Origin of the sequence: Actinoplanes sichuanensis (assembly GCF_033097365.1) — a bacterium.
GTDB lineage: Bacteria > Actinomycetota > Actinomycetes > Mycobacteriales > Micromonosporaceae > Actinoplanes > Actinoplanes sichuanensis.
The window spans coordinates 8,732,613-8,751,528 of sequence record NZ_AP028461.1 but is presented as its reverse complement, the minus strand read 5'-3'; the positions used below and the strand labels follow the sequence as shown (position 1 = coordinate 8,751,528).

General features: G+C 69.4%; 16 protein-coding genes. 12 read left to right on the top strand and 4 right to left on the bottom strand.

What is annotated here, in order from left to right:
• Positions 1–55: 55 nt before the first annotated feature.
• From Q0Z83_RS40100 to Q0Z83_RS40080, 5 genes are all read left to right on the top strand, one after another.
• Positions 56–982: an ABC transporter permease gene (locus Q0Z83_RS40100; RefSeq protein ID WP_317788606.1), complete on the top strand. Its 927-nt coding sequence runs from the start codon at positions 56–58 to the stop codon at positions 980–982.
• Positions 975–1,856, top strand: coding sequence for an ABC transporter permease (locus Q0Z83_RS40095; RefSeq protein WP_317788605.1), 882 nt, complete (start codon positions 975–977; stop codon positions 1,854–1,856). The genes Q0Z83_RS40100 and Q0Z83_RS40095 overlap by 8 nt, the downstream gene beginning before the upstream one ends.
• A gap of 7 nt (positions 1,857–1,863) precedes the next feature.
• The gene (locus Q0Z83_RS40090; RefSeq protein ID WP_317788603.1) at positions 1,864–2,895 is read left to right on the top strand and encodes an ABC transporter ATP-binding protein; all 1,032 of its coding nucleotides are present in this window, start codon (positions 1,864–1,866) and stop codon (positions 2,893–2,895) included.
• Entirely contained in the window at positions 2,888–3,859 is a 972-nt protein-coding gene (locus tag Q0Z83_RS40085; RefSeq protein WP_317788602.1) for an ABC transporter ATP-binding protein, read from the top strand. The genes Q0Z83_RS40090 and Q0Z83_RS40085 overlap by 8 nt, the downstream gene beginning before the upstream one ends.
• 219 nt (positions 3,860–4,078) lie before the next feature.
• Complete coding sequence (locus tag Q0Z83_RS40080; RefSeq protein WP_317788601.1) at positions 4,079–4,906, top strand: hypothetical protein; 828 nt, start codon at positions 4,079–4,081, stop codon at positions 4,904–4,906.
• 143 nt (positions 4,907–5,049) lie between these two features.
• Here the strand turns inward: Q0Z83_RS40080 and Q0Z83_RS40075 are convergent, their stop codons facing one another.
• Both Q0Z83_RS40075 and Q0Z83_RS40070 read right to left on the bottom strand, forming a co-directional pair.
• Entirely contained in the window at positions 5,050–5,340 is a 291-nt protein-coding gene (locus Q0Z83_RS40075; protein ID WP_317788600.1) for a chorismate mutase, read from the bottom strand.
• 235 nt (positions 5,341–5,575) lie between these two features.
• Positions 5,576–7,417 carry a bifunctional metallophosphatase/5'-nucleotidase gene (locus Q0Z83_RS40070; protein WP_317788598.1) on the bottom strand — a complete coding sequence of 614 codons (1,842 nt, stop codon included), beginning with the start codon at positions 7,415–7,417 and terminating at the stop codon, positions 5,576–5,578.
• Between the two features lie 138 nt (positions 7,418–7,555).
• Here Q0Z83_RS40070 and pcrA point away from each other — a divergent pair, with 138 nt between their 5' ends.
• Positions 7,556–9,979, top strand: a complete 2,424-nt coding sequence (pcrA, locus tag Q0Z83_RS40065) for a DNA helicase PcrA (protein WP_317788597.1) — start codon at positions 7,556–7,558, stop codon at positions 9,977–9,979.
• Here pcrA and Q0Z83_RS40060 read toward each other — a convergent pair.
• Positions 9,976–10,743, bottom strand: a complete 768-nt coding sequence (locus Q0Z83_RS40060; RefSeq protein ID WP_317788595.1) for a M23 family metallopeptidase — start codon at positions 10,741–10,743, stop codon at positions 9,976–9,978. The two genes, pcrA and Q0Z83_RS40060, sit on opposite strands and share 4 nt — an antisense overlap.
• Positions 10,744–10,863: 120 nt before the next feature.
• Positions 10,864–11,598 carry a M23 family metallopeptidase gene (locus Q0Z83_RS40055; protein WP_317788594.1) on the bottom strand — a complete coding sequence of 245 codons (735 nt, stop codon included), beginning with the start codon at positions 11,596–11,598 and terminating at the stop codon, positions 10,864–10,866.
• A gap of 432 nt (positions 11,599–12,030) precedes the next feature.
• Between Q0Z83_RS40055 and Q0Z83_RS40050 the strand changes: the two genes are divergently transcribed.
• From Q0Z83_RS40050 to purH, 6 genes are all read left to right on the top strand, one after another.
• On the top strand, positions 12,031–12,435 hold the full coding sequence (locus Q0Z83_RS40050; protein WP_317788592.1) for a cobalamin B12-binding domain-containing protein: 405 nt from the start codon (positions 12,031–12,033) through the stop codon (positions 12,433–12,435).
• Positions 12,436–13,033: 598 nt separating this feature from the next.
• Positions 13,034–14,212 carry an ADP-forming succinate--CoA ligase subunit beta gene (gene sucC, locus Q0Z83_RS40045; RefSeq protein WP_378078878.1) on the top strand — a complete coding sequence of 393 codons (1,179 nt, stop codon included), beginning with the start codon at positions 13,034–13,036 and terminating at the stop codon, positions 14,210–14,212.
• A gap of 4 nt (positions 14,213–14,216) precedes the next feature.
• Positions 14,217–15,098: a succinate--CoA ligase subunit alpha gene (sucD, locus tag Q0Z83_RS40040; RefSeq protein WP_317788590.1), complete on the top strand. Its 882-nt coding sequence runs from the start codon at positions 14,217–14,219 to the stop codon at positions 15,096–15,098.
• A gap of 107 nt (positions 15,099–15,205) precedes the next feature.
• Positions 15,206–16,684, top strand: coding sequence for a cell division protein PerM (locus tag Q0Z83_RS40035; protein ID WP_317788589.1), 1,479 nt, complete (start codon positions 15,206–15,208; stop codon positions 16,682–16,684).
• Between the two features lie 48 nt (positions 16,685–16,732).
• Complete coding sequence (gene purN, locus Q0Z83_RS40030) at positions 16,733–17,350, top strand: phosphoribosylglycinamide formyltransferase (protein ID WP_317788587.1); 618 nt, start codon at positions 16,733–16,735, stop codon at positions 17,348–17,350.
• Positions 17,347–18,912, top strand: coding sequence for a bifunctional phosphoribosylaminoimidazolecarboxamide formyltransferase/IMP cyclohydrolase (gene purH, locus Q0Z83_RS40025; protein ID WP_317788586.1), 1,566 nt, complete (start codon positions 17,347–17,349; stop codon positions 18,910–18,912). The genes purN and purH overlap by 4 nt, the downstream gene beginning before the upstream one ends.
• The last annotated feature ends 4 nt before the right edge of the window (positions 18,913–18,916 follow it).

Below are 18,916 nucleotides of genomic sequence, written 5' to 3'. Positions count from 1 at the left end.
CCCGTCGCCGGCTCACGAGGCCGGCGCTCCCTCCGCGGAAGAAGTTCGAATCCGTATGTTCCGCTACATCGTGCGGCGCCTACTGCAGATGATCCTGACGTTCTTCGGGGCCACCTTCGTGGTATTCGCGCTGATGTTCGCCAACCAGGACGACCCCATCCAGGCGCTGGCGGGCGAGAAACCAGTCAGTGACTCTCTGCGAGAAGCCCTCACTGAGCGTTACCATCTCGACGAGGGTTTTCTCGGTCAGTACTGGCACTACATGACGAACCTGCTCACCGGTGATCTCGGCGAGTCGATCTCCGGGCGGGAGATCTCCGCCCTGCTCGAGACCGCCTGGCCGGTGACCGTACGGCTGGCGCTGATGGCCCTGGTCATCGCGGGTGTACTCGCGCTCGCCGCCGGCGTCTGGTCGGCCATCCGCCGCGGCGGCGTCTTCGACAACGGCGCCCTGGCCTTCACGCTCCTGCTGCTGGCCCTGCCGATCGTCGTCCTCGCCCCGGTCGCCCAGTGGATCTTCGCCATGGAACTGGACTGGTTCCCGGCCACCGCGTCCCGCAACGCCTCCTTCTACGCACTGCTGCTGCCGGCCATCGTGCTGGCCACCACGGTGGTGGCCACCCAGCTCCGGGTCACCCGTACCTCGGTGGTGGAGAACCTGGGTGCCGACTACGTCCGGACCGCCCGGGCCAAGGGCCTGGCGCCACGCCGGATCATCTGGGTGCACGTGCTGCGCAACTCGCTGATCCCGCTCATCACCCTGATCGGTGTCGACCTGGGTGTGCTGATGTCCGGCGCGCTGGTCACCGAGGAGGTCTTCAACATCCCGGGCGTCGGTTCCAAGCTCGCCCAGGGGATCCGGACCGAGGATGGGCCGATGGTGGTCGGCTTCGTCAGTGTCCTGGTGATCGTCTTCCTGGTGATGAACCTCGTCGTCGACCTGCTCTACGCCGCCCTCGACCCCAGGATCCGCTATGAGTGACCCGACCACGCTCGACAGCCGCCCGCGTAGCCTCGCCGGCGACGCGTGGAATGATCTGCGTCGCAACAAGATCTTCTGGGCCTCCTCCGCACTGGTTCTGTTGCTGCTGCTGATGGCGCTGTTCCCGACGCTGTTCACCTCGGCCGATCCCACCGACTGTGTCCTGTCGCGGCAGCATGACGGTCCCTCCGGCGGCGCCCTGTTCGGGTACGACTTCCAGGGCTGTGACGTGTTCGCCCGTACCGTGCACGGCACCGGGAACTCGATCCAGGTCGGACTGTTCTCCACCCTGCTGGCCGGACTGATCGGGCTGGCCTTCGGGATGGCCGCGGGCTATTTCGGCGGTGCGATCGACGCCGTCCTGTCCCGCGGCATCGACATCGTGCTCGGCATCCCGGTGCTGCTCGGCGCCGTGGTCTTCTCCGCCCGGCTCTCCGGCTCCGGCGACGACGGCGTCACCGCGGTGACCCTCACCCTCGGTCTGCTGACCTGGACCTCGGCCGCCCGGGTGATGCGCTCGTCGGTGGTCGCGGCGAAGGGGCAGGACTACGTGGCGGCGGCCCGGATGCTCGGCGCGAGCCCGGCCCGGCTGATGTTCCGGCACATCCTGCCGAACGCGATCGCCCCGTTCATCGTGGTGTCGACGGTGCTGCTGGGCGCCAACATCGCGGCCGAGGCGACGCTGTCCTACCTCGGGGTGGGGCTGAAGGGTGACGCGATCAGCTGGGGGCTGCAGATCGCCGACGCCCAGAAACACGCCCGGGTGGCGGCCGCCCCACTGGTCTGGCCGTCCGTCTTTCTCGCGGCCACCGTGTTGGCCTTCATCATGCTGGGCGACGCGATCCGCGACGCCTTCGACCCGAAGCTGCGGTGATACCGGTATGACCGACATCAAGGCGCATCTGGACGTCCTACCCGGACTGGATCCCCGCGCGCCCCTGCTCCAGGTCAACGACCTGCACGTGGAGTTCCGCACCCGGGACGGCGTGGCGAAGGCGGTGAACGGGGCGAGCTTCTGGCTGAACCCCGGCGAGACGCTGGCGATCCTCGGTGAGTCGGGCTGCGGCAAGTCGGTGACCGCTCAGGCGATCATGGGCATCCTGGAGACTCCACCCGGGCACATCACCCGCGGTGAGGTCCGGTACCGCGGCGTCGACCTGCTGAAACTGCGGGAGGAGGAGCGCCGCCGGGTCCGGGCCAACAAGATCGCGATGATCTTCCAGGACGCGTTGTCCGCTCTGAACCCGGTCTACTCGGTCGGCTTCCAGTTGGCCGAGTTGTTCCGGGCGCATCGCGGCACGTCCCGGGCGGACGCCAAGAACAAGGCCATCGAGCTTCTTGATCAGGTACGGATACCCGCCGCCCGATCCAGGTTCAGCGACTACCCGCACCAGTTCTCCGGAGGTATGCGCCAGCGCGTCATGATCGCCATGGCGCTGGCCCTCGACCCCGAGGTGCTGATCGCCGACGAACCCACCACGGCGCTCGACGTGACCGTGCAGGCGCAGATCATGGGCCTGCTCGCCGAGTTGCAGCGGCAACGCAACATGGGCCTGGTCCTGATCACCCACGACATGGGCGTGGTCGCGGACGTGGCCGACCGGATCTCGGTGATGTATGCGGGCCGGGTCGTCGAGGAGGCCCCGGTCTACGACATCTACGAGCGGCCCGGGCACCCGTACACGCGGGCGTTGCTCGAGTCGATTCCCCGGCTCGACCGCAAGGGGCAGCCGCTCACCGCGATCCGCGGCCTGCCGCCCGCGTTGACCGACATCCCCACCGGCTGCGCGTTCAACCCGCGGTGTGGTTATGCCAAGGAACCGTGCCGGCAGGATCCGACGCCACCGGCGTACGCGATCGCGCCCCGCCGCACCGCCCGCTGCCACTTCTTCCGGGAGGTCCTCGGTGAGTGACGTCGTTCTCGAGACCCGCGACCTGGTCAAGCACTTCAAGGAGGTCCGGGCGGTCGACGGGGTGAATCTCCAGCTGCGTCGGGGCGAGACGCTCGGCGTGGTCGGTGAGTCCGGCTGCGGCAAGTCGACGCTGGCCAAGATGCTGGTCGGGCTGGAGAAGCCGACCTCCGGGGCGGTCGCGGTGCGCGGCCAGGACATCACCCGGCTCAAGGGCGGCGACCTGCGCCGGGCCCGCCGCAACATCCAGATGGTGCTGCAGGACCCGTACACCTCGCTCAACCCGCGGATGACCGTCGGCGACATCATCGGCGAGCCGTTCGAGATCCACTCCGAGGTGGTGCCGAAGGGCAAGCGGCAGCAGGCGGTACAGGACCTGCTCGACACGGTCGGCCTGAACCCGGACCACATCAACCGCTACCCGCACCAGTTCTCCGGTGGCCAGCGGCAGCGCATCGGCATCGCCCGGGCGCTGGCGCTCAAGCCGGAGATCATCGTCTGCGACGAGCCGGTGTCGGCGCTCGACGTGTCCATCCAGGCGCAGGTGATCAACCTGCTGGAACGGCTGCAGGACGACTTCGGGCTGTCCTACATCTTCATCGCCCACGACCTGTCCGTGGTCCGGCACATCTCCGACCGGGTCGCCGTCATGTACCTCGGCAAGATCGTCGAGCAGGGGCACGACGTGGCCATCTACGACCAGCCGACTCACCCGTACACCCAGGCTCTGCTCTCGGCCGTGCCCGTCCCGGACCCGCGCCTGCGTGGCCACCGCAAGCAGATCATTCTGGACGGCGACGTTCCGTCGCCGGCGAATCCGCCGTCCGGATGCCGGTTCCGTACCCGCTGCTGGAAGGCGCAGCACGTCTGCTCCGAGCAGGAGCCGGTGCTGCAGATCAGGGAGCGGTCACCGCACCCGAGCGCCTGCCATTTTGCTGAGATCGGCGGTGTCCTCCGCGGACGTTGAGTAAGAAAATGTGAAAATTCGGGCCGGGAGATCGCAGATCTCCCGGCCCGATGTGTCTCCACAACGAGAACGGGTTGTCGATCGACGCTACGTTCGGGGTCGAGTGAAAGCTCATAATTTGCTAGACGAAAGCGCTACTTCAGGGTCTTTGACTAGTTAGTCCGATATGGCACCGTCTGTTTACCGAGTTACCTACCTGAGAGGAAAACGGTAAACAGCATGAACAGGACTATGCGTTCGGTGACGATGGCCGGGCTCGGCCTCCTTGCCGGTGCCACTGTCGCGACCGCGCCGGCGCTGGCCACCGGCAGCACCACCACCGGTGTGGCGAAGCCGGAGAAGACCGGGGTCCAGCAGTACATCCCCTACGGCAACACCGTCGTCGGGTATTACGGCTCGCGTTCCGGCTGCAACCAGGCCGCCGTGTTCGGTGCGCGCCGTAGCTTCTGGGCCACCTCGGCCTACAGCTGCAACACCGTTTCGGTCGTTCCGGTCGGGGTTGTCGGGGTTCGCGTGGGCTCGTACGCCCTCGCGGTCGACCCGGACGACTGCAACTGGGGTGCGGCGGGCTTCCAGAGCTACTACACCAGCCAGTCGTTCCGCTTCGCCGGTGACACCTTCCTGGCGTACGGCCCGGTGTGGCGTTCGTGGGTCGCGAGCCCGATCGGGATCAGCCCGTTCGGCTACCGCGTCGGTGGGTTCAACCACTGGTGGCGGTTCGGTAACCGTGGCCACGGCTGGGGCGGTCGCTGGGGTCACCCGGGTGGCTGGGGCCACGGTGGCGGCTGGTACGGCGGCGGCTTTGGCGGCGGCCACCACGGCGGCGGCTTCGGCGGCGGCCACCACGGCGGCGGCTTCGGTGGTAACCGTGGCGGCGGCTTCGGCGGTGGCCGTGGCGGCGGCAACGGTGGCGTGATCGCCGGTGCGATCGGCGGCGGCAACGGCGGCACCATCGCCGGTGCGATCGCCGGTGGCCGTGGCGGCGGCGGCAACAACGGTGGCGGCAACAACGGCGGCTTCGGCGGCGGCCGTGGTGGCAGCAACTAAGGAGGTAGCAACGGGATAGAAGTCACGGAGATGGCGTCAAAGCCGGAAACCTCGGCCTGACGCCTCTTCCGTGAGTACACCTTCAACGGTGGTTGCTTGCTGCAGCCGGGTCCTCAGGGCCCGGCTGCAGTCGTTTCCGCCGCTCAGAGCGGGCCGCGGCCGGACCGCAGCAGAAGCAGCGCGACCTGGGTGCCGTCCGGCCCCAGCGCCTCGCGGAAGTGCTCGATGATCTCCCGCTCCCGGGCCAGCACGAGGCGGGTGCCGCCGCTGGCCATCCGGGTCTTGCCGACCTCCTGGGAGAGGGCGGCGCGTTCCTGCCACAACTCGATGATCGTCTTGTCGATCTCGTTGATGCGCTCGCGAATGGCAAGGATCTTCGTGGCGGCCTCGTCCTCGCCCGCGCCTGTGGTCTGGTCCATCACGTCGGCGGTCATGTCCTGCTCCTCGGGTGCTGGGGTCCCGGCCACCCCGGCCCGGACAGCATCAAGCCCCGGGCTGGGAGGCCCGGGGCTTGATGTAGGTCTGGGGTTCAGGAGCGACCTACGGCTGCCGGGCGTCCGGTGCCATAGGTAAAAAATCGCGCCTGCTGGATCACGAGCCGAGTATGCCCCCGGCTCGGACGGTCCCGCAAGGAAACCGCCCGAGTGTTGGGACGAAAGTCGGCGCTGATCAGGAGGTCGTCGAGATCCGGTCGGCCGGCCCCGGCGCGATCGGTCCGGTGGCCAGGTGCGCCACGAGCGCGTCCACGTCGAACCCGGGTGCGGTGACCCGGCCGTCCGGTCCCTGGTTCAGGTTGGTGAACCCGTCACCGCCGTTGGCCAGGAAGTCGTTCGTGGTGACCAGGTAGTTCGCGGCCGGGTCGATCGGCGTCCCGTTCAGGGCCAGGTTGCTGATCTTGGAGCCGGGCGCCGCCGATGCGCTCCAGGTGTAGGTCAGGCCGGCCGACACCTGCAGGATCCGCTGGGTGGTCTGCCCGGCGAAACCGACGAACTGCTGCTCCAGGACCTCCTTGATCTCGGCGCCGGTGAAGGTCTGAGTGACGACCAGGTTGTTGAACGGCTGAACGGTGAACGCCTCGCCGTACGTCACCTGGCCGTAGACCTCGCCGCCGCTGGACTGGTCGGCGTCCAGGTCGGCACGGATGCCACCCGGGTTCATGAACGCGATCTGTGCGCCGGCCGACTGCGTGTAGGCGAGCTGAGCGTCGGCGATCACGTCACCGAGCGGGCTCTCACCAGCCGCCGTCGTGGTCCGGACGATGTCCGCGCTGATGCTGCCGACCAGTTTGTTCGCGATCGGGGCGACCGCGGTGCGGTACTTGTCGGCCACCTTCTTGGTGGCGGCGTCGACGGTGTCCGGGTTCTTCAGGAACGCCCCGGCGGCGTCCCGCTTCCAGCCGCCGTTGCCGTCCGGCACCCCGTTCTCGACGATCACGTTCTTCGCGGTGATCTCGGTGAACCGGCCGGTCCGCCGGTCCAGCGTGTAGTCGATGTCGGTGATCAGCTGCCCGTTGCTGCCGGCACTGGTGACGACGGTGTCGGCACCCTTGCTGTTCGGCAGCTTGCACGAGTAGAAGCGGTGCGTGTGACCGGAGATCACCACGCTGATCTCCGGGTTGAGCCCGGCCACGATCGGCACCAGCGGTCCGGTGAAGTTGTTGCAGTCCGACACGCCGGGCGTCGGCGTGGCCGAACCCTGCGAGCCGCCCTCGTGCAGCAGCAGCACCTGCGCCTTAACCCCGAAGAGCCGCAGCACGGAGCTCCACTTGTTGGCCGTCTCCACCTCGTCGGTGAAGGTGACGTCCTTGATCCCGGCCGGGTTGACGATGCTCGGCGTACCCTCCAGCGTCATGCCGATGAACCCGACCGGTACGCCGTTCACATACCTGATGTCGATCGGCGGCAGGATCGGCAGCTTCGTCTTCTTGCTGATCGTGTTGGCGGCCAGGTAGGTGAACTTCGCGCCCCGGTAGGGGTCGCCGTCCTGGCACCCGTCGACCGGATGGCAGCCGCCCCGCTGGATCCGGAGCAGCTCGGTCACGCCCTCGTCGAACTCGTGGTTGCCGACCGAGCTCACCTGGAGCCCGACCTGGTTCATCAGCTCGATCGTCGGCTCGTCGTGGAAGGCGGCACTGACCAGCGGCGTGCCACCGATCAGGTCGCCGGCGCCGGCGGTGATCGTCGACCGCCCCTCGGCCTGAGCCTCGGCGCGCAGCTTCTTCAGGTAGGTGGCCAGGTACTCCACGCCACCGGCGGGCGTGCTGGTGCCGCCGGCGTTGACCACCGCGCCGCTGCCGGTCGGTGGGTCGATGGCGCCGTGGAAGTCGTTGTAGCTGAGGAACTGGCCCTTCACGGTCGCGCCCTTCGGCACCCCGTAGGACGCCGAGACCGGAGCGAACTCGGGTGGCGGCGCGGCGGCCGCGGTCTGCGCCGGTGTGACGGTGGTGAGCAGGGCGGCCGCGGCCAGCAGGGCTATCGGCGCGGCGAGTTGCCGACGCTTCGGAAGTTGCATGGGATCGATCCCCCGATCGGAGAGACTTCTTCACCAACCGGGTCAGCCTAAAGGGATGACATGCATAGTTCACCGCTGATGTACGGGCCGGTCGGTGGCGAATTCGTGTCGGGGGTGCGGCATACACTGTTCCCCGCGATGCGACCTTCCTCAGAACCTTCCGACGCCCTGTTCCCCCTGCCCGCGGTGCGGACTCCGGAGGCACCCCGGCCGACGCCGCGCCCAGCGGCGCCCCGGCTCGATCCGGAGGCACTGCTGACCGGCCTGAACGGCCCTCAGCGGGACGCGGTCACCCACTCCGGGGGGCCGCTGCTCATCGTGGCCGGCGCCGGTTCGGGCAAGACCCGGGTGCTGACCCACCGGATCGCCTACCTGCTGGCCGAGCGCAACGTGCATCCCGGCGAGATCATGGCGATCACGTTCACCAACAAGGCCGCCGGTGAGATGAAGGAGCGGGTCGCCCATCTGGTCGGGCCACGTGCCCGGATGATGTGGGTGTCGACCTTCCACTCGGCGTGCGTGCGCATCCTGCGCGCCGAGCACGAGCACGCCGGGCTGAAGAGCACGTTCTCCATCTACGACGCCGACGACTCGCGCCGCCTGATGACGCTGGTGGCCCGTGAGCTCGACCTGGATCCGAAGCGGTACACCGCACGGGGCCTGGCCGCCCAGGTGTCGAACCTGAAGAACGAGCTGGTCGAGCCGGACGAGTACAAGGCGAACGCGAAGGGGCCCAACGAGCGGGCCGTCGCCGAGGCGTACGAGTTGTATCAGCGCCGGCTGCGTGAGGCGCACGCGCTGGACTTCGACGACATCATCATGACCGTGGTGCACCTGTTCCAGTCGCACCCGCACGTCGCCGAGGCGTATCGTCGCCGGTTCCGGCACGTCATGGTCGACGAGTATCAGGACACCAACCACGCGCAGTACACGTTGATCCGCGAGCTGGTCGGCCTGGAGAACCCGTCCGAGCTGTGCGTGGTCGGTGACGCCGACCAGTCGATCTACGCGTTCCGGGGCGCGACCATCCGCAACATCCTGGAGTTCGAGCGCGACTACCCGGCCGCCCGGACCATCCTGCTGGAGCAGAACTACCGGTCCACCCAGACCATCCTGACCGCCGCCAACGCGGTGATCGACCGGAACACGTCACGCAAGCCCAAGCGGCTCTGGAGCGACCAGGGCCAGGGCGAGCAGATCGTCGGCTACGTGGCCGACACCGAGCACTCCGAGGCCGACTGGGTGGCCCGCGAGATCGACCGGCTCACCGACAACCACGACGTGCGCCCCGGTGACGTGGCGGTCTTCTACCGGACCAACGCGCAGTCCCGGGTGTTCGAGGAGGTGTTCATCCGGGTCGGCCTGCCCTACAAGGTGGTCGGCGGGGTGCGCTTCTACGAGCGCAAGGAGGTCCGCGACGCGTTGGGCTACCTGCGCGCGATCGTGAACGACGACGACACCGTCAGCATCCGGCGGGTCCTCAACACGCCGAAACGCGGCATCGGCGACCGGGCCGAGGCGTGCATCGAGGCGCTGTCGTCGCGCGACCGGGTCTCCTTCGGCCAGGCGCTGCGCCGAGCCAAGGACGCGCCGGGCATCTCCACCCGAGCGGTGAACAGCATCAACGACTTCGTGCAGCTCCTCGACGACCTGCGGGCTCTCACGCTGACCGCCCCGCCGGAGGAGGTGCTGGAGGCGGTGTTGCAACGCTCCGGCCTGCTCAGCGAGTTGGAGGAGAGCCTCGACCCGCAGGATCAGGGCCGCGTGGAGAACCTTCAGGAGCTCGTCAGCGTCGCCCGGGAGTACACCGAGCGGGTCGAGTCATTGGCCGACGAGGGGGAGGAGCAGGTCGCGACCCTGGCCGGGTTCCTGGAGCAGGTGGCGTTGGTCGCCGACGCCGACCAGATCCCCGACGACGACCCCGACCACCAGGGCGTGGTCACTCTGATGACCCTGCACACGGCCAAGGGCCTGGAGTTCCCGGTGGTGTTCCTGACCGGCCTGGAGGACGGCGTGTTCCCGCACATGCGGGCGCTCGGCGACAACTCCGAGCTGGAGGAGGAGCGCCGGCTGGCCTACGTCGGGATCACCCGGGCCCGGCAGCGGCTCTACCTGTCCCGGGCGGTGACCCGGTCGGCGTGGGGTCAGCCGCAGTACAACCCGCCGTCCCGATTCACCGACGAGCTACCGGCCGAGCTGGTCCGATGGGAGCGGACCGGTGGGTCGTACACGTCATGGTCGGGGACCGGCGGCGGGGTGGGCGGTCGCGGCGGTGGTTACGGCACCGGCGACCGCCAGCGCGGCGGCGGTTTCTCCGGCGGCACACCGAAGGCGCAGCGGATCGCCGAACGGCTCGGCATCGACGCCAGCAAGCTGGCCACCGCCAGCGATCTGAAGCAGGCGCCGAAGGTCGACCCCGGAGACCGAGTCAACCATCAGCGGTACGGCCTGGGCCGCGTCCTGGCGGTCGAGGGGCAGGGCCCGGGCACCCGGGTCCAGATCGACTTCGGTGACCAGGTGATGTGGCTGATCCTCCGGCACGCCCCGATCGAGAAGCTCTAAGACGTACAGCCGGGGATCTCCACCCCGTGCCCACGCATCCACCCGGTCGGCTCGACCGGGTTCGGGAAATGTTCCCGGTGCACCTCGAAGTGCAGGTGCGGGCCGGTCGAGTGTCCGGTCGAGCCCTCGTCGCCGAGGTGCTCACCGGGCTTGACCCGCTGACCGATCTGGACGCTGATCGTGGACAGATGCCCGTAGTGGGTGAGCCAGCCGTCGCCGTGGTCGATCAGGATCGCATTGCCGTACCCGCCGTTCGGTCCGGCCGCGACGACCACCCCGGCGCCGGCCGCGACGATCGCCGTCCCGTGTGGCGCGGCCAGGTCGACCCCGGCGTGCAGGCGGCCCCAACGCTGTCCGAAACAGGACGTGACCTGGGCCGACGGGTTCGGGTGAGTCCACTCGGCACGAGGGCTGGGCCGGGTCTTGCGGCGTGCGGGGGCGGCGTCCGGGCCGGCGTTCGCCTGGATCGGGGCCGGTCGGTCGTACTTGCCCGGTGCCTCGTCGCCCGGTGGCGGCACGATCGGCAGGGTTCCCGGGGCGTGCGCGGCGGTCGGTAGACCGTCACTCACCACACCCATCGGGGCGGCGGAGGCGGCCATGCTCGCGGCGCCGATTCCGGCGGCCAGCGTGGCGCTCAGGGCGGTCACCGACAGGGCGGTACGGCTACCGGTGGCGAAGAGGGCGGGGAAGGCGGGGGCGCGGTGCCGGCGCAGGTTCTCCTGCCGGTGGCGTCCACCTCGTCCGGATGACGAATGCTGCCCCACGCGGATGCTCCCCCGACTGCCGTGACGTCGTGCTGTCACGTACCTGGTCGGTACCGGAGCCTGGGGCGCTGATGGCTGAACTGTCGGTTCAACCGAGATGCAACCGGGTAATGCGGAAAGTCAGGAAGCCTCGGCGTCGAGAGCCGCATACACCGACTCCATCTGGAGCTTGATGCTGACGCCGCGCTCCTCGAGGAAGGTGATCGGGTCGACCGGGGTGCCGTTGACGTGCACTTCGAGGTGCAGGTGCGTCCCGTACGAGTACCCGGTGTTGCCGACCTCGCCGATCACCTGGCCGGCCTTGACCACGTCGCCCTTGTTCACCAGCGTGCGCCGGGAATGGGCGTAGATCATCTCGGTGCCGTCGTCCTGCCGGATGGTGATCGAGTAGCCGTACCCTCCGGCGTAACCGGCGGCGGTCACCGTGCCGCCGTGCACCGCCTTGTAGGGCGTGCCGTCCGGGGCGGCCAGGTCGATGCCGGCGTGCAGCTTGCCGAACCGGACACCGTAGGCCGAGGTGAACTCGTAGTCGTCGAGCGGCAGCAGGTAGATGTCCTGTGCGGCGTCCTCGGCGCTGAGCTGAGTGTTGGCCTCACGGTTCTCACCGCGGGAGGCGGCGTTGTCGTCCCGGTTCTCCAGGGCGTCGGTGGTGATCGACGAGCCCTTGGACAGACTCGACAGGACGTCGGGGTCGACTGCCTTGTTGTCCGGAAGGTTGGAGGCCGCGCCGAGAGCGACGACACCGGCTCCGACGAATGCTGATGTGACGACGACTGCGTAGCGGCTGCGCGGGGGTGTCGGCACTCGGCGCCGACCGCGATAGCGATCGGGCTCAGACGACAAGCGCTGGCGCACGAAGAATCCTCCGTCAGTGGCATTGCGGCGACGGATCCGCAGTTCGAACCCCGGGAAATTGGGTTGACCCGGTTCGAAACAGTGGTCCGCCGGACTGCCGTTGTGGGGGGAACCTGTGCGACAGCCGTGGCCACGGTAACGAAACGGCAGCCGGGTCACAAGTCGCAGCGCCAATTTCGTGACAGTTCCTGGTCAGCATTGATCAGCTATTGTCCGAATTGGTGGGCTTTCCGGATCCCCCCTGTGGCGACACTCTGTAATTGCCCGAGAAGCACTCGGTAATGTGACCGATTGAACAATTCTCCGTGGCGGTCGGCCGTCACCTCCGGGTACCGAGGCCCGGCGCGGCGGGTTACCGTTCGTTAAGGTGACCGCGGACGGTGGCCCGCAGCGGCGGCTTACACCGGGGTCGGACAGCCCGAAGGGGTCAGCATGCAAGCACGGATCAGGGTCGTCGTCGCCAAGCCCGGGCTGGACGGGCATGACCGCGGAGCCAAGGTGATCGCGCGGGCGCTGCGTGACGCCGGCATGGAGGTGATCTACACCGGGCTGCATCAGACGCCCGAGCAGATCGTCGAGACCGCGATTCAGGAGGACGCCGACGGCATCGGCCTGTCGGTTCTCTCCGGAGCGCACATGACACTCTTTCGGAGAGTGCTGGAACTGTTGGCGGAGCGTGACGCCTCGGACATCGTGGTATTCGGCGGCGGCATCATTCCCGACGACGACATCACGGAATTGCAATCACTCGGGGTAGCCGGTCTATTCACGCCCGGTGCATCGCTGGAATCCATCGTCGAATGGGTCCGCGCCAATGTGGCGACGCCCGTCGCCTGATTCCGGAGAGCCTTTCGGCTGGTCGTCAGTGCTGTCCGCGCATCGCTGAGACGGCTCTGGGAACCAGCCGGGGTTCGGCCCCCGCGCAAGGGGAGAGGCCGGACGCACCCCTCACACGTCCGGCCCCTCTATGCGCGATGCCCCGCCGCCACCCCTCGACCGACAGGGCATCGGCCGTCTTCCTTGCGAGCGCCGTAGCGCTCCGACACCACACTCAACGACCCCCTCCCAGGCCGGTTACGCGCGCCCGCGTGATTTTTCCGGCGGTACCGCGACAGTGGCGCCGACCGGCGCGAGATGCGCCACCACATCGCCGTCCACCGCTGAAGTGAGTTCTCTGTGTGCACACTGTGCGCGGTCGCCCCAACCGTCCCGGAGCTGCGCTTTCGTCACTCCAGTGTGTGGTCTTGCACACCGCGCACCCGCGCGCTCACCGGGGTCGTTCCGGTCGCTAGTCTGCGGATGAAGGCCGTTTCGCACATGTGAAAAGGCCTGACGATCCTCACGCTGGCGGCGCGGCCGCGCTGCCCCGCGCACACAGGTCGGGACGCAATGGTGCGGCTTGCCGGCGCTTGGCGTCGCGAGCGAAAGGAGACACGTGGACCTGTTCGAGTATCAGGGGCGCGACCTGTTCGAACGGCACGGGCTGCCCGTGCTGGGCGGCGGCGTCGCCGAGACCCCGCAGGAGGCCCGGGCGATCGCCGAGCGGCTGGGCGGCAAGGTCGTCGTCAAGGCGCAGGTCAAGGTCGGTGGCCGCGGTAAGGCCGGCGGTGTGAAGCTGGCCGACGGCGCCGACGAGGCCGAGGCCCGCGCGACCGACATCCTGGGCATGGACATCAAGGGCCACACGGTCCACAAGGTGATGCTGGCCGAGACGGCCGACATCGTGGAGGAGTACTACTTCTCCTACCTGCTGGACCGGGCCAACCGCACGTTCCTCTGCATCGCCAGCGTCGCCGGCGGTATGGAGATCGAGACGGTCGCCGAGGAGGACCCGGACCGGGTCGCCAAGATCGCGATCGACGCGAGCAAGGGCGTGGACGAGGCCAAGGCGCGGGAGATCGTCGCCGCCGCCAAGTTCCCGGCCGAGGTCGCCGAGCAGGTCGTCGACATCGCGGTGAAGCTGTGGGCCGCGTTCGTCGCCGAGGACGCCACCCTCGTCGAGGTCAACCCGCTCGCCAAGGTCGGCGACGGCCGGGTGCTGGCGCTCGACGCCAAGGTCACCCTGGACGAGAACGCCGGCTTCCGGCACCCCGACCACGAGGCCCTCGAGGACAAGTCCGCGGTCGACCCGCTGGAGCAGGCCGCCAAGGCCAAGAACCTCAACTACGTCAAGTTGGACGGCGAGGTCGGCATCATCGGCAACGGCGCCGGCCTGGTCATGTCGACCCTCGACGTGGTCGCCTACGCGGGCGAGCAGCACGGCGGCGTCAAGCCGGCCAACTTCCTCGACATCGGTGGTGGCGCCAGCGCCCAGGTGATGGCGAACGGCCTGGAGATCGTCCTCGGCGACCCGGCCGTCAAGTCCGTCTTCGTCAACGTCTTCGGCGGCATCACCGCCTGCGACGCGGTCGCCAACGGCATCATCCAGGCCCTGGCGCTGCTCGCCGAGCGCGGCGAGACTGTCACCAAGCCGCTCGTGGTCCGCCTCGACGGCAACAACGCCGAGGCCGGCCGGGCCATCCTCGACGGAGCGAACAACCCGCTGGTCGAGCGGGTGGACACGATGGACGGAGCGGCCCAGCGCGCCGCCGAGCTCGCGGCTGCGGGGAAGTGAACTAATGGCGATCTGGCTCACCAAGGACTCCAAGGTCATCGTCCAGGGCATCACCGGTGGTGAGGGCTCCAAGCACACCAAGCGGATGCTCGCCGCGGGCACCCAGGTAGTAGGCGGTGTCAACCCGCGCAAGGCCGGCACCAAGGTGGACTTCGACGGCACCGAGCTGCCCGTCTTCGCCACCGTCGCCGAGGCGATCGCCGAGACCGGCGCCGACGTGTCGGTCATCTTCGTCCCGCCGGCGTTCACCAAGGCCGCGGTCATCGAGGCGATCGACGCCGAGATCCCGCTCGCCGTGGTGATCACCGAGGGCGTGCCGGTGCAGGACTCGGCGGCGTTCTGGGCGTACAACGTGGCCAAGGGCGAGAAGACCCGCATCATCGGTCCGAACTGCCCCGGCATCGCGTCGCCCGGCGCCTCCAACGCCGGCATCATCCCGGCCGACATCACCCCGCAGGGTCGGATCGGTCTGGTCAGCAAGAGCGGCACGCTGACCTACCAGCTCATGTACGAGCTGCGTGAGTTCGGCTTCTCCACCGCGGTCGGCATCGGCGGTGACCCGATCATCGGCACCACCCACATCGACGCGCTGCGGGCGTTCCAGGACGACCCGGAGACCGACGCGATCGTGATGATCGGCGAGATCGGCGGCGACGCCGAGGAGCGTGCGGCCGAGTTCATCAAGGCCAACGTCACCAAGCCGGTCGTCGGCTACATCGCCGGCTTCACCGCGCCGCCCGGAAAGACGATGGGCCACGCCGGCGCCATCATCTCCGGCTCGGCCGGCACCGCCGACGCCAAGAAGGTCGCCCTCGAGGCGGCCGGGGTCAAGGTCGGCAAGACGCCGTCCGAGACCGCCCAGCTCATGCGCGACATCTTGAGCTGATCACGGCTGTGGAGACGGCGCGCTGTCGATCGGGAACCGACCCGATCGGCGGCGCGCCGTCGTTTCTGCATCGCCGACCCGGCCACGGCATGGAAAAGTAGGCGCCGATGTCCAGCACAACCGACCGGCCAGGCGGCTCGGAGGACCCGTTCGCGGTCGCCGAGGCGCTCCAGTCCGTCGTGCGCGACACCGCAGCCATCGATCGGCAGCGACCCGGAGCCCCACCCGAGGACCGGCCCACCGAGGCCATCCCCGCCGGTGACCGCCCGACCGGCGACGACCCGACCGAGGCCGACCGGCGCGACACCGTCGTCGTGGACGACGCGATGCTCGGCCGCCGCGAGACCGTGCGTGTGCCCATCCAGCGCCGCCCACCGGCCGGGCGCGGCGCCCCACTGCCGGTGGCCGCGCTCTTCGCCACCGTCTGGGCGGCCCTGATCACCTACCTCCCGGTCGCCGCGGTGATCGGGCTGGCCCGCACCCTCGAAGGCTCCGGTGGACTCGTCGCCGCCGCACACGCCGGACTGGCCGGCTGGCTACTCGGGCACGGCGTCCCGATCGGCACCTCGATCGGGCCACTCGCGCTCGCGCCGCTGCTGCTCACGGTGCTGATCCTCTGGCGGCTCAACCGCGCCGGACTGCACGTCACCCGCGCCATCGGGGCCCGGCGCACCGGGTCGCTCGGCCGGGCGCTCCTGGTCGCGGTCGCCGTCGGTACGGCGTACACCCTGATCGGGGTCTCGGCGGCCCAGCTCACCGACGGCCGCGGCACCGAGATCTCCACCGGACGCGCCGCGTGGCACTTCCTCGCCCTCGGCGTGACCGGGGCCCTGCTGGGCGCCCTGCGCGGCACCGGCGCCGTCAGCACGCTCGCCCGCCGGCTGCCCCCGGCGCTGCGCCACGGCATCCGGACCGGGCTGGTCGCCGCGTTCCTCGTCGTCGGTGCCGGCGCGGTCGTCGGAGGCCTCGCCGTCGCGCTCGGCGGCGCCCAGGCCGCCGAGATCATCGCCAACTACCGGACCGGCGTCGCCGGCCAGGCCGGCATCACCCTGATCAGCGTCGGGTACGCGGTGAACGCCGCCATCTGGGTGACCGCCTACCTGCTCGGTCCCGGGTTCGCCATCGGCACCGACACGGCGGTCCGGTTGACCGAGGTCACGCTCGGCCCGCCCCCGATGGTCCCGCTCATCGCCGGCCTGCCCGAAGGCCCGATCGGCGCCGCCGGAACCGTCCTGCTCGCGCTGCCGGTGATCGCCGGAGCGGTCGCCGGCTGGACCCTCACCCAGCGGCTGCGGTTCGGGCGGGAGAGCGCCTGGCGGCACACCCGGCGCAAGTCCAAAGGCAAGGTCACCGTCGCCGACGTCGAACCGCCGTGGCTGCTGGTGATCATGTCGAGTCTGCTCGCCGGGCCCGTCGCCGGAATCGTCCTGGCCGGGCTCGCGTGGGCCTCCGGCGGGGCGCTCGGGTCCGGGCGGCTGTCCCGGATCGGGCCCGACCCGATACAGACCGGCATCGTCGCCGCGATCGTGGTGGCGGTCGCGGTCACCGTCGGCGCCGCCGCCACCCGGGCGTTCCGCCGCGGGTGAAACGCCCCGGTTGCCGGGCGTCCGCCGAGGCGACGATAGGGTGCACAGGTGACTGACCCCGCGCCCGCCCGCCTGGTCGTTCTCATCTCCGGGTCGGGCAGCAACCTGCAGGCTCTTCTCGAAGCGACAGCCGATCCGGCGTATGGGGCGACAGTCGTCGCCGTCGGCGCCGACCGGGACGGGATCGCCGGACTGGACCACGCCACGGCCGCCGGGATCCCCACCTTCGTCGACTCGGTGAAGTCCTATCCCACCCGTGACGACTGGGACGCCGCACTCACCGAGCACGTCGCCGCCCACCGGCCCGACCTGGTGATCTCGGCCGGCTTCCTCAAACTCGTCGGCAAGCAGTTCCTCGACGCGTTCGGCGACCGGTACATCAACACGCACAACGCGCTGCTCCCCGCCTTTCCCGGCATCCACGGGCCGCGGGACGCGCTGGCGTACGGCGTGAAGGTCGCCGGAGCGACGCTCTTCTTCGTGGACGCCGGTGTCGACACCGGACCGATCATCGCGCAGACCGTGGTCCCCGTGCTCGACGACGACACGGAGGAGACGCTCACCGAGCGCATCAAGGTGGCCGAGCGGGCCCAACTGGTCGACCACGTCGGCAAGCTGGTCCGGGACGGCTGGACCATCGAGGACAGGAAGGTACGGATCCCGTGAGCACCTCAACAGAGGGGCGTCGTCCGATCAAGCGGGCGCTGCTGAGCGTCTGGTACAAGGACGGCATCGTCGAGTTGGCACAGGCGCTGCACGCCGCCGGAGTGCAGATCGTCTCCACCGGCTCGACCGCGTCGACCGTGGAGAAAGCCGGCGTGCCGGTGACCCGGGTGGAGGAGCTGACCGGGTTCCCGGAGATCCTCAGCGACCGGGTCAAGACCCTGCACCCCAAGGTGCACGCCGGGCTGCTCGCCGACCTGCGGCTCGAAGGTCACGTGCAGGAGCTCGCCGACCTCGGCATCGAGCCGTTCGACCTGCTCGTCAGCAACCTCTACCCGTTCACCGAGACGGTGGCCTCCGGCGCGGGCGTCGAGGACTGCATCGCGAAGATCGACATCGGTGGGCCGGCCATGGTGCGGTCGGCGGCCAAGAACCACGCGTCGGTTGCGGTCGTCACGGCCGTCTCGGCGTACCCCCTGATCGTCTCCGCCCTCGCCGAAGGCGGATTCACCCTGGCCCAGCGACGCGCGCTGGCCGCACAGGCCTTCGCGGACATCGCGGAGTACGACGTGGCCGTCGCCCGGTGGACCGCCGCCACCCTCGCCGACGCCGCCGCCTGGCCGGCCTTCGACGGGCTCGCGCTCCGGCTCGAGAACACCCTTCGGTACGGGGAGAACCCGCACCAGCAGGCCGCGCTCTACCTCGACCCGGCCGCGCCGGCCGGCCTCGCCCAGGCCGAGCAGTTGCACGGCAAGGAGATGTCGTACAACAACTACGTCGACGCCGACGCCGCCTGGCGCAGCGCCAACGACTTCACCGAGCCGTGCGTGGCGATCATCAAGCACGCCAACCCGTGCGGCATCGCCGTCGGCACCGACGTCGCCGACGCGCACCGCAAGGCGCACGCCTGTGACCCGGTCTCGGCCTTCGGCGGTGTGGTCGCCGTCAATCGGGAAGTGACCGCGGAACTCGCCCGGCAACTCGGCGAGATCTTCACCGAGGTCATCGTGGCGCCGTCCTACGAGGCCGAGGCGCTCGAAGTCTTCCGGGAGAAGAAGAACCTCCGGGTCCTCGTCGCCCCCGCCTGGAACCCGCCGGCCACCGAGATCAAGCAGGTCAGCGGCGGTGTGCTGGTGCAGGCGGCAGACCGGATCGACGCGTCCGGCGACGACCCGGCCAACTGGACCCTGGCCACCGGTGACGCCGCCTCGGCGGACGTGCTGGCCGACCTGGCCTTCGCGTGGCGGGCGATCCGCAGCGTGAAGAGCAACGCGATCCTGCTGGCCAAGGACGGTGCCACCGTCGGCGTCGGCATGGGGCAGGTCAACCGGGTCGACTCGGCGCACCTCGCGGTCAACCGGGCCGGCGAGGAGCGAGCGGCGGGGAGTGTGGCGGCTTCGGACGCGTTCTTCCCGTTCCCGGATGGGCTCGAAGTGCTGATCGCGGCCGGGATCAAGGCTGTGGTGCAGCCGGGCGGCTCGATTCGGGACGAACTGGTCATCGAGGCGGCGGCGAAGGCGGGCCTGACCGTCTACTTGACCGGAACCCGCCACTTCTACCACTGACCAC

Bases quoted from the DNA above. Each gene is read 5' to 3' on its own strand.
- pcrA (WP_317788597.1), top strand. From the start codon at position 7,556: ATGCGACCTTCCTCAGAACCTTCCGACGCCCTGTTCCCCCTGCCCGCG.
- sucD (WP_317788590.1), top strand. From the start codon at position 14,217: ATGGCGATCTGGCTCACCAAGGACTCCAAGGTCATCGTCCAGGGCATC.
- Q0Z83_RS40095 (WP_317788605.1), top strand. From the start codon at position 975: ATGAGTGACCCGACCACGCTCGACAGCCGCCCGCGTAGCCTCGCCGGC.
- Q0Z83_RS40090 (WP_317788603.1), top strand. From the start codon at position 1,864: ATGACCGACATCAAGGCGCATCTGGACGTCCTACCCGGACTGGATCCC.
- Q0Z83_RS40035 (WP_317788589.1), top strand. From the start codon at position 15,206: ATGTCCAGCACAACCGACCGGCCAGGCGGCTCGGAGGACCCGTTCGCG.
- Q0Z83_RS40075 (WP_317788600.1), bottom strand. From the start codon at position 5,340: ATGACCGCCGACGTGATGGACCAGACCACAGGCGCGGGCGAGGACGAG.
- Q0Z83_RS40050 (WP_317788592.1), top strand. From the start codon at position 12,031: ATGCAAGCACGGATCAGGGTCGTCGTCGCCAAGCCCGGGCTGGACGGG.
- Q0Z83_RS40070 (WP_317788598.1), bottom strand. From the start codon at position 7,417: ATGCAACTTCCGAAGCGTCGGCAACTCGCCGCGCCGATAGCCCTGCTG.
- Q0Z83_RS40080 (WP_317788601.1), top strand. From the start codon at position 4,079: ATGAACAGGACTATGCGTTCGGTGACGATGGCCGGGCTCGGCCTCCTT.
- Q0Z83_RS40100 (WP_317788606.1), top strand. From the start codon at position 56: ATGTTCCGCTACATCGTGCGGCGCCTACTGCAGATGATCCTGACGTTC.